Source organism: Roseateles sp. P5_E11 (assembly GCF_054049355.1).
Genome location: NZ_JBFUMO010000938.1, coordinates 1 through 1,510, shown reverse-complemented (window position 1 = coordinate 1,510; position 1,510 = coordinate 1). Strand labels below are relative to the sequence as shown.

The window sequence follows — 1,510 nt, the reverse complement described above, 5'->3', positions numbered from 1 at the left end:
ACGCGGTCTCGGCCCTCATCGCTGCGGGCGCCGGCATCGCGCTTTTCCGCTTCAAGCTGGGCGTCATGCCGCTGCTGGGCCTGTGCGCGGCGATCGGCCTGGCCACCACGCTGCTGTGAGGCGGCGCCAGGCCTGTATTGCCTTGGGCGCCGTCGCCACCAGCGCGCGCCCGGCGGCCCAGCCGCCAGCGAGCGACGCACGGCGCCTGGCGCTATCCATCGCCTCACAGTACGTCGCCACGCCAACGCCCCATTACGTCAACGCCCTGCTGGTCTCGGCACAGAGGCATCTTGGCCAGCTCGAGATGGCGCGCACCGCCACGGCAGCCCTGCGCGAGGCCGTCAACGCGCCGGGTTATGCCATGCCCACCGACTGGCCGCGCCTGGCCGGCTATGCGGCACTGGCGGAAGCAGCAACGCTGGACGGCGACACGGCGGCCGGCGCGCTGGCCGTGCAGGCGCTGCGCTCGGTGCTGGCTGACACCGCCGCCGGCCCGCGCCTCGCCGGCTTGCGCTCGTGGACGGACGACATGTTCATGGCCACGCTGCTGCTGGACCGCACCGCGCCCCTGCTGCCCGCGCAGGAACGCAAGCGCGCGGCCGTCGCCCTGACCGCTGCGCTGCTGCATCTCTCTGACCGACTGCAGCGGCCCGACGGCCTTTTTGAACACGCTGAGGCTTCCCCGGTCGCCTGGGGCCGCGGCAACGGCTTCGCGTCGCTCGCCCTTGCGCAAGCCGTCGCCGGCCCGCTGCAGGGTTTTGCCGCCGCTGCACCCCTGATCGGACGCCTGCAAAACCAGCTGCACGCGCTGCTGCCCCTGCTAGGCGCGGACGGCCTGTGGCGCCAGGTGCTGGACCAGCCCAGCGCCCAGCCCGAACTGACCGTGACGGCGATGAGCCTGACCGCACTGGTCATGGCCCGCAGCCACGGCTGGCTGCCCGCCGGCGTGGCAGACGCGGCCGTCACCCGCGCCTGGGCGGGCATGCAGTCGCGCATCGATGCAACCGGCGGCTTCCGCGATGTCTGCGCCGGCACGCCGGCCGGGCCGACGCTGGACTTCTATCTGCAGCGGCCCATCGTGCACGGCCGGGACGATCGGGCGGCGGCGATGGTGTTGCTGGCGGTTCAGTCGTTCTGCCGGGAGCCTGGCTGTTCGGCATAGCGCAACAACGCCTTTGCCGCCTCGACCCGCAAGGCCAGCGCGGCCGTCTCGTCGTTCAGCACCTGCTGCAGGAAGCGCTTGGGCTCCACATCTGCGCTCGACGGTTGAGCTGCGGGCGATGAGCCTGTCGAGACCACGGGCTGCAGCCGTTGCATCGCGGCGGCCAGAGCCGCCGGCTTGATGCTCTCCAGCCGCGCGAGCAGGTCAGCCTGCCCTTCGATGCCCGGCGGGATGTCCAGCCAGGGTGTGTCGGCAAACACCGGCGCGAGGTCGGGCGCAACGAAGGCGGACCAGTTTTCCGTGGCGTCCTGCTGCGCCGGCACGAGCGCTGCGTCGAAGGTCTGGCCG

At 72.3% G+C, this 1,510-nt stretch carries 1 protein-coding gene and 1 pseudogene; one reads left to right on the top strand and one right to left on the bottom strand.

From position 1 onward, the window contains the following. The first annotated feature begins 142 nt into the window (after positions 1-142). A complete protein-coding gene (locus ACXJKR_RS32275; protein WP_457326329.1) occupies positions 143-1,162 on the top strand; it encodes a glycoside hydrolase family 88 protein in 1,020 nt (339 codons plus the stop codon). On the opposite strand, the pseudogene ACXJKR_RS32270 reads toward ACXJKR_RS32275, so the two are convergent. Continuing rightward, a pseudogene (locus tag ACXJKR_RS32270) lies at positions 1,126-1,510 on the bottom strand (hypothetical protein); the annotation flags it as partial. The gene ACXJKR_RS32275 and the pseudogene ACXJKR_RS32270 sit on opposite strands and share 37 nt — an antisense overlap.